This is a genomic window from Kosakonia sp. S57 (assembly GCF_016516575.1).
GTDB lineage: Bacteria > Pseudomonadota > Gammaproteobacteria > Enterobacterales > Enterobacteriaceae > Kosakonia > Kosakonia cowanii.
Window position 1 is genome coordinate 21,607 of the sequence record NZ_JACVUL010000033.1, and the last position, 8,677, is coordinate 30,283.

The window sequence follows — 8,677 nt, forward strand, 5'->3', positions numbered from 1 at the left end:
TAGCACAATCTGGTGCCGGGTGTTACCCCGGCACCAGTGACCTGTTTGAGCGAGAGTTACTCGTCTTCCAGCTCGATGTTGATACCCAGCGAACGAATCTCTTTCAACAGTACGTTGAAGGACTCTGGCATCCCCGGTTCCATCTGATGGTTGCCGTCCACGATGTTCTTATACATCTTGGTACGACCATTCACGTCATCAGACTTAACGGTGAGCATTTCCTGCAGGGTGTATGCCGCGCCATATGCTTCCAGCGCCCACACTTCCATCTCCCCGAAGCGCTGACCACCGAACTGCGCCTTACCACCCAGCGGCTGCTGAGTAACCAGGCTGTAGGAACCGGTGGAACGCGCATGCATTTTGTCATCAACCAGGTGGTTCAGTTTCAGCATGTACATGTAGCCAACGGTAACCTGGCGCTCGAACTGCTCACCGGTACGACCGTCGAACAGTGTGATCTGACCGGAAGTCGGCAGGCCACCCAGCTGTAACAGTTCCTTGATTTCAGACTCTTTCGCACCGTCGAAGACCGGCGTTGCGATCGGCATGCCTTTACGCAGGTTTTCAGCCAGACGCAGCACTTCGTCATCGCTGAAGGTGCTCAGGTCGACTTTCTGACGAACGTCAGCGCCCAGATCGTATGCACGCTGGATGAACTCGCGCAGTTTCGCGACTTCCTGCTGCTGTTTCAGCATGGCGTTAATCTTGTCGCCAATACCTTTCGCAGCCATACCCAGGTGGGTTTCAAGGATCTGACCGATGTTCATACGAGACGGTACGCCCAGCGGGTTCAGTACGATGTCTACCGGCGTGCCGTTTTCATCGTATGGCATATCTTCGATCGGGTTGATCTTGGAGATAACACCCTTGTTACCGTGACGACCTGCCATCTTATCACCAGGCTGGATCTGACGTTTAACGGCCAGATAAACCTTAACAATCTTCAGCACGCCCGGTGCCAGATCGTCGCCCTGAGTGATTTTACGGCGTTTCGCTTCGAGTTTTTTCTCGAACTCGTGTTTCAGTTCGTCGTACTGCTCAGCCAGCTGTTCCAGCTGATTCTGTTTCGCTTCGTCGGTCAGGCCGAGTTCCAGCCAGCGGTCGCGCGGCAGTTTGTCGAGCTTCTCAGCTTCAACGCCACCGGATACCAGCACGGAGTGGATACGGCTGAACAGGCCAGCTTCGAGGATCTGCAGTTCTTCAGACAGGTCTTTCTTCGCCTGTTTGAGCTGCATCTCTTCGATTTCCAGCGCACGTTTGTCTTTTTCCACGCCATCGCGGGTGAAGACCTGAACGTCGATAACCGTACCGGAAACACCGTTTGGTACGCGCAGAGAAGAGTCTTTAACGTCAGACGCTTTCTCACCGAAGATCGCGCGCAGCAGTTTCTCTTCTGGCGTCAGCTGGGTTTCACCTTTCGGCGTTACCTTACCAACCAGAATGTCGCCGCCGGTCACTTCTGCACCGATGTAAACGATACCGGATTCATCCAGTTTGGAGAGCGCAGCTTCACCCACGTTCGGGATGTCAGCGGTGATCTCTTCCGGCCCCAGTTTGGTGTCACGGGACACACAAGCCAGTTCCTGGATGTGAATAGTGGTGAAACGATCTTCCTGAACCACACGCTCGGAGACGAGGATGGAGTCTTCGAAGTTGTAACCGTTCCACGGCATGAACGCTACGCGCATGTTCTGACCGAGCGCCAGTTCACCGAGGTCGGTGGACGGACCATCTGCCAGCACGTCGCCGCGCTCAATCGGCTCACCCAGGTAAACACACGGCATCTGGTTGATGCAGGTGTTCTGGTTAGAACGGGTGTATTTGGTCAGGTTGTAGATGTCGATACCTGCTTCGCCCGGGTACATCTCGTCTTCGTTAACTTTGATAACGATACGGGAAGCATCCACGTACTGAACGGTACCGCCACGTTTCGCAACGGCAGTTACGCCGGAGTCAACGGCAACAGCACGTTCCATACCGGTACCAACCAGCGGCTTATCAGCGCGCAGAGTCGGAACCGCCTGACGTTGCATGTTCGCACCCATCAATGCACGGTTGGCGTCATCGTGTTCCAGGAACGGAATCAGGGATGCACCGACGGAAACCACCTGCTGGGTGGATACGTCCATGTAGTCAACCTGGTCTGCGCTGAAGAGGCTTGATTCGCCTTTGCTACGGCAGGTTACCAGATCTTCTGCAAAACGCCCTTCTTCCGTCAGGTTGGTGTTCGCCTGAGCGATAACGTAGTTACCCTCTTCAATTGCAGAGAGGTAATGGATCTCGTCAGTCACCACGCCGTCAGTCACTTTACGGTACGGCGTTTCGAGGAAGCCATATTCGTTAGTCTGTGCATAGACGGACAGGGAGTTGATCAGACCGATGTTCGGACCTTCAGGCGTTTCGATTGGACATACGCGACCGTAGTGGGTCGGGTGTACGTCTCGAACTTCAAAGCCTGCGCGCTCACGGGTCAGACCGCCCGGGCCAAGTGCAGAGATACGACGTTTGTGCGTAATCTCAGACAGCGGGTTGTTCTGATCCATAAACTGGGAGAGCTGGCTGGAGCCGAAGAACTCTTTCACCGCCGCCGAAATCGGCTTGGCGTTGATCATGTCCTGCGGCATCAGGGTATCCAGATCGCCCAGAGAGAGACGCTCTTTCACCGCACGCTCTACACGCACCAGGCCAACGCGGAATTGGTTTTCCGCCATTTCGCCTACGGAACGGATACGACGGTTGCCGAGGTGGTCGATATCATCCACTTCACCGATGCCGTTACGGATACCGATGAGCTTCTTCATCACTTCGATGATGTCGTCGTTGCTCAGGATACCGGAACCTTCAATGCTGTCGCGCAGCAGAGAACGGTTGAACTTCATGCGGCCTACCGCAGAAAGGTCGTAGCGGTCTTCGGAGAAGAACAGGTTTTCGAAGAGGCTTTCAGCCGCTTCGCGAGTCGGCGGCTCACCCGGGCGCATCATGCGGTAGATTTCTACCAGCGCGCTCAGACGATCGTTAGTTGGGTCGACGCGTACGGTTTCAGAGATGTACGGGCCGTGATCCAGATCGTTGGTGAACAGCGTTTCGATACGTTTGTGACCAGCCTGGCTCAGTTTAGCCAGCAGATCGAGCGACAGCTCCATGTTGGCCGGGCAGATCAGCTCACCAGTGGATTCGTCAACGTAGTCTTTCGCCGCAACTTTGCCTGCGATGTACTCAACCGGCACTTCGATATGTTGGATTTCGTCTTTTTCCAGCTGACGAATATGGCGCGCGGTGATGCGGCGGCCTTTCTCAACATACATTTTGCCGTTGGCTTCGATATCGAAGGAGGCGGTTTCGCCACGCAGACGTTCCGGTACCAGTTCCATCTGCAGCTTGTTGTCGCGGATCTCAAAGACTACTTTTTCAAAGAACAGGTCAAGGATCTGTTCAGTGGTGTAGTTCAGCGCGCGCAGAATGATGGTGGCCGGCAGCTTACGACGACGGTCGATACGAACGAACAGGTTGTCTTTCGGATCGAACTCAAAGTCCAGCCATGACCCACGGTAAGGAATGATACGTGCGTTATAGAGCACCTTACCGGAAGAGTGGGTTTTACCCTTGTCGCTGTCAAAGAAGACGCCCGGGCTACGGTGCAGCTGAGAAACGATAACACGCTCAGTACCGTTGATAACAAAGGTACCGTTGTCGGTCATGAGCGGAATTTCGCCCATGTAGACTTCTTGTTCTTTAATGTCTTTTACGGTGCCTTCCGGCGCTTCGCGCTCGTAGATCACCAGACGCAGTTTTACGCGCAGCGGGGCGGAGTACGTCACACCACGGATTTGACACTCTTTAACGTCAAATACGGGTTCGCCAAGACGGTAGCTGACGTATTGCAGTTCCGAATTGCCGCTGTAGCTCTTGATCGGGAACACGGAGCGGAATGCCGCTTCGAGCCCGTACTGGCCCTCAGGATCTTGCTCGATGAACTTCTGGAACGAGTCAAGCTGGATAGAAAGGAGATAGGGAACATCCAGTACTTGTGGACGTTTACCAAAATCCTTACGAATACGTTTTTTCTCGGTATAGGAGTAAACCATAGGGTTCCTCAGCTCGCTGACAAGTCGACCCATCTGCCCAGGGAAAGGACAGTTTGTGCAACACTATTTTTTTGACCGGAAAGTGGAGCACTTTCCGCAATGCTTGTTGCTATCACGCTTAAATCATTTCATTGCGATTTACACAGCGCCGAGCGACTGTCGCAGTATATTAAGTCGTCGATAGAAACAAGCATTGAAAAGGCAACAGGTAGTCAAACAGTGTGAAACACTACCAGCGCCTTCTACAGCGCAAAAAGGCTGGTGACCAAAAAGTCACCAGCCATCAGCCTGATTTCTCAGGCTGCAACCGGAAGGGTTGGCTTATTTAACTTCAACTTCAGCGCCAGCTTCTTCCAGAGATTTTTTCAGAGCTTCAGCGTCATCTTTGCTCACGCCTTCTTTCAGAGCGGCCGGAGCAGATTCTACCAGGTCTTTAGCTTCTTTCAGACCCAGGCCAGTTGCGCCACGTACTGCTTTGATAACAGCAACTTTGTTAGCGCCAACAGCTTTCAGAATAACGTCGAATTCAGTTTTCTCTTCAGCAGCTTCAGCAGCCGGGCCAGCAGCAACAGCTACAGCGGCAGCAGCAGAAACACCGAATTTTTCTTCCATTGCAGAGATCAGTTCTACAACGTCCATTACGGACATAGCGGCAACTGCTTCAATGATTTGATCTTTAGTGATAGACATTTAAATTGTTCCTGAATATCAGAATAAGTTTATACGTAAGCGAATGCGTTATAGAGAAAACTGCGATTAAGCAGCTTCTTTCGCATCGCGTACAGCAGCCAGAGTACGAACCAGTTTGCCAGCAGAGGCTTCTTTCATGGTTGCCATCAGGCGTGCAATTGCTTCTTCGTAGGTCGGCAGGGTTGCCAGGCGATCGATCTGGGACGCCGGGATCAACTCACCTTCAAAGGCAGCGGCTTTGACCTCAAATTTTGCATTCGCTTTCGCGAAATCTTTGAACAGACGAGCAGCAGCGCCCGGGTGTTCCATAGAATATGCAATCAGGGTCGGACCAACGAACGCGTCTTTCAGGCACTCGAACTGAGTACCTTCAACAACACGGCGCAGCAGGGTGTTGCGAACAACACGCATGTAAACGCCGGCTTCGCGACCTGCTTTACGCAGTTCGGTCATTTTATCTACGGTAACGCCACGGGAATCCGCAACAACCGCAGACAGCGCGCCTTTGGCTACTTCGCTGACTTCAGCAACAATCGCTTGTTTGTCTTGAAGATTTAAAGCCATTAGCTTTGCTCCTGGATGTTTGCCAGGGCTCATGCCCTGGAACTCACTTCACTCTTTTCAACGAAAAGAGCGTCTTAATACGGTGAGCAGAAACAAGCCAAAGAGTACTTAAAAAATATTCTTCAGGTTCTGTCACCGTCTACGCAGGGAATTAAGTCTCTTGCGAAACACCTGCGGTCTTCGACGGAGGCCTGGATAGGCCAGGCTCCAACGAACAAATCTTTTTGTTTGCTAGCTTACGCGAGCAAAACGTGGGGGAAGATTGTAGACAAATCCGCCACCCACGTAAAGGCGAATATTAGTTCGCCGCTGCGTTCAGACCAGCCTGGTCTACCGCAACACCAGCACCCATGGTGGTGGAGATGCTAACTTTCTTGATGTACACGCCTTTCGCCTGAGACGGTTTTGCTTTTTTCAGCGCAACCAGCAGAGACTCCAGGTTTTCTTTCAGTTTGTCAGCGTCAAAGTCCACTTTACCGATGGTGGTGTGGATGATGCCGTTTTTGTCGTTACGGTAACGAACCTGACCCGCTTTAGCGTTCTTAACCGCTTCAGCAACGTTCGGCGTTACAGTACCAACTTTCGGGTTCGGCATCAGGCCGCGCGGGCCCAGAACCTGGCCCAGCTGGCCAACAACGCGCATTGCATCCGGGGAAGCAATAACAACGTCAAAGTTCATTTCGCCTTTCTTGATCTGGTCAGCCAGATCTTCCATACCTACCAGCTCAGCGCCAGCTGCTTTAGCAGCTTCAGCGTTCGGGCCCTGGGCAAATACGGCTACGCGAACAGAACGGCCAGTACCGTGCGGCAGTACAGTTGCACCACGTACGTTCTGGTCAGATTTACGTGCGTCGATGCCGAGGTTAACGGCAACGTCTACGCTTTCTACGAATTTAGCAGTGGCCAGCTCTTTCAGCAGAGCAATGGCTTCGTTGATGTCGTACTGTTTGGTCGCATCAACTTTGTCACGGATCACGCGCATACGCTTGGTCAGTTTAGCCATTTCTTAATCCTCCACTACCAGGCCCATGGAACGCGCAGTACCTTCGATTGAGCGAGTCATCGCTTCAATGTCAGAACCGGTCATGTCCGCGGCTTTAGTCTGAGCGATTTCCTGCAGCTGAGCGCGGGAGATGGTGCCCACTTTGTCTTTGTTCGGCTTGCCGGAACCAGACTTGATACCAGCCGCTTTCTTCAGCAGAACTGCTGCCGGAGGCGTTTTGGTAATGAAAGTGAAAGAACGGTCAGCGTAAACGGTAATAACAACCGGAATCGGCAGACCTTTTTCCATGGATTCTGTTTTTGCGTTGAACGCTTTGCAGAATTCCATGATGTTAACACCCTGCTGACCCAGAGCCGGACCAACCGGTGGGCTCGGGTTTGCCATGCCAGCTGCAACCTGCAGCTTGACGTAGGCCTGGACTTTCTTAGCCATTGAAATTTCCTCGTTTGGGTATAGCGCCCCGAAAGGCTCCCCGTGGTTAAAACTGTTTTACCGGTTCAGAACCCGTAAAAACAAAAGGCGCGAAATTGTATGTCAATTTCACGCCTTGTGCAACGTTTGATCGCCGAATATTTAGGCTTTTTCGACCTGGCTAAAGTCCAGCTCTACCGGGGTCGCACGACCGAAGATAGAAACGGAAACTTTCAGGCGGGACTTCTCGTAGTCCACCTCTTCAACCACACCGTTAAAGTCGGCAAACGGACCATCGCTAACGCGGACCATTTCACCCGGCTCGAACAGCGTTTTCGGACGCGGCTTATCACCAACCTGCTGCAGGCGGTTCATGATCGCATCCACTTCTTTGTCGCTAATCGGCGCCGGACGATCGGAGGTGCCACCGATGAAGCCCATTACGCGCGGAACGCTGCGTACCAGGTGCCAGCTGGCGTCGTTCATTACCATCTGGACAAGTACGTAGCCCGGGAAGAATTTGCGTTCGCTTTTGCGACGCTGGCCGCCACGGATTTCGACCACTTCTTCGGTCGGCACCATAACTTCGCCAAACAACTCTTCCATGTTGTGTAATTTGATATGCTCGCGCAGCGACGTTGCTACGCGGCCTTCAAAACCGGAAAACGCCTGAACGACGTACCAGCGCTTTTTAGGAGCTTCAGACATCTCAGAACCTCAGGCCAGTGATAAAGGAAACCAGGCGGACCAGAATACCATCCAGCCCCCACAGGATCAGTGACATAACTGCGGTGACCGCAGCCACAATCAACGTGGTGTGCAATGTTTCCTGACGAGTGGGCCAAATCACTTTACGTACTTCGGTTCTCGCTTCACGGGCAAAAGCAACGGTCGCTTTTCCCTTCGTCGTCAACAGCGCGACACCACCTGCTGCAGCAATCAGAATTACAACTGCCAGCGCGCGGAGCGGCAGCATCATGTCACGATAAAGATAGTTGCCAACGATAGCCACGAGCAGCAGTACTGCAACAACAACCCACTTCATCGCTTCCAGGCCGCGCCCGCTCCCTTGAGCTTCGGTATTCGCACTCATAAACCAACCTGTCACAAGAATTCAGACAAACATTTTTGCCCCGCATAAGCGAGGCAACCAAACCGAAATGCTCTGGCGAGTTTCGGACTCACGCCCTCTTCAGAGCCTGTCTCAGCAATGATTATGGACAAAAAAATCACTGATGAGCCAGGTTCTGGGTCGAAAGCGTACAAAAAGGGCATCAAATGATGCCCTTTTCTTGCGCATTGCGTCAAATGTTATCAGCGATTAGCTGAGAACTTTTGCTACAACGCCCGCGCCAACGGTACGGCCGCCTTCACGGATTGCGAAACGCAGACCATCGTCCATCGCAATCGGGTGAATCAGGGTAACAACCATTTTGATGTTGTCGCCCGGCATTACCATCTCAACGCCTTCCGGCAGTTCGATGGTGCCAGTCACGTCAGTTGTACGGAAGTAGAACTGCGGACGGTAGCCTTTGAAGAACGGAGTGTGACGGCCGCCTTCATCTTTGGACAGGATGTACACTTCAGATTCGAATTTGGTGTGCGGCTTGATGGAACCCGGCTTAGCCAGTACCTGACCACGTTCGATTTCTTCACGTTTGATACCACGCAGCAGAACGCCAACGTTCTCACCAGCACGGCCTTCGTCCAGCAGTTTGCGGAACATTTCAACGCCGGTACAGGTAGATTTCGCGGTGTCTTTGATACCAACGATTTCAACTTCTTCACCAACTTTGATGATACCGCGCTCTACACGACCGGTAACAACGGTACCACGACCGGAGATGGAGAATACGTCTTCGATCGGCAGCAAGAACGGCTTGTCAATCGCGCGCTCTGGTTCCGGGATGTAGGAATCCAGGTA

At 52.7% G+C, this 8,677-nt stretch carries 8 protein-coding genes; all 8 read right to left on the reverse strand.

Annotation, left to right across the window (positions count from 1 at the left end; translation table 11 throughout):
* Nucleotides 1-56 precede the first annotated feature (56 nt).
* Nucleotides 57-4,085, reverse strand: coding sequence for a DNA-directed RNA polymerase subunit beta (rpoB, locus tag IAE48_RS22875; protein ID WP_023479402.1), 4,029 nt, complete (start codon nucleotides 4,083-4,085; stop codon nucleotides 57-59).
* Nucleotides 4,086-4,406: 321 nt separating this feature from the next.
* A complete protein-coding gene (gene rplL / locus IAE48_RS22880; RefSeq protein WP_042716076.1) occupies nucleotides 4,407-4,775 on the reverse strand; it encodes a 50S ribosomal protein L7/L12 in 369 nt (122 codons plus the stop codon).
* Between the two features lie 66 nt (nucleotides 4,776-4,841).
* On the reverse strand, nucleotides 4,842-5,339 hold the full coding sequence (rplJ, locus tag IAE48_RS22885; RefSeq protein WP_007704673.1) for a 50S ribosomal protein L10: 498 nt from the start codon (nucleotides 5,337-5,339) through the stop codon (nucleotides 4,842-4,844).
* A 298-nt stretch (nucleotides 5,340-5,637) separates the two neighbouring features.
* Nucleotides 5,638-6,342, reverse strand: a complete 705-nt coding sequence (gene rplA, locus IAE48_RS22890; RefSeq protein ID WP_023479399.1) for a 50S ribosomal protein L1 — start codon at nucleotides 6,340-6,342, stop codon at nucleotides 5,638-5,640.
* A gap of 3 nt (nucleotides 6,343-6,345) precedes the next feature.
* The gene (gene rplK, locus IAE48_RS22895; protein WP_054804427.1) at nucleotides 6,346-6,774 is read right to left on the reverse strand and encodes a 50S ribosomal protein L11; all 429 of its coding nucleotides are present in this window, start codon (nucleotides 6,772-6,774) and stop codon (nucleotides 6,346-6,348) included.
* A 141-nt stretch (nucleotides 6,775-6,915) separates the two neighbouring features.
* Nucleotides 6,916-7,461, reverse strand: a complete 546-nt coding sequence (gene nusG, locus IAE48_RS22900; protein WP_006816549.1) for a transcription termination/antitermination protein NusG — start codon at nucleotides 7,459-7,461, stop codon at nucleotides 6,916-6,918.
* Between the two features lies 1 nt (nucleotide 7,462).
* On the reverse strand, nucleotides 7,463-7,846 hold the full coding sequence (secE, locus tag IAE48_RS22905) for a preprotein translocase subunit SecE (protein ID WP_003033128.1): 384 nt from the start codon (nucleotides 7,844-7,846) through the stop codon (nucleotides 7,463-7,465).
* A 228-nt stretch (nucleotides 7,847-8,074) separates the two neighbouring features.
* On the reverse strand, nucleotides 8,075-8,677 hold a 603-nt coding region (locus tag IAE48_RS22910), incomplete at its 5' end, for an EF-Tu/IF-2/RF-3 family GTPase (protein ID WP_255568197.1).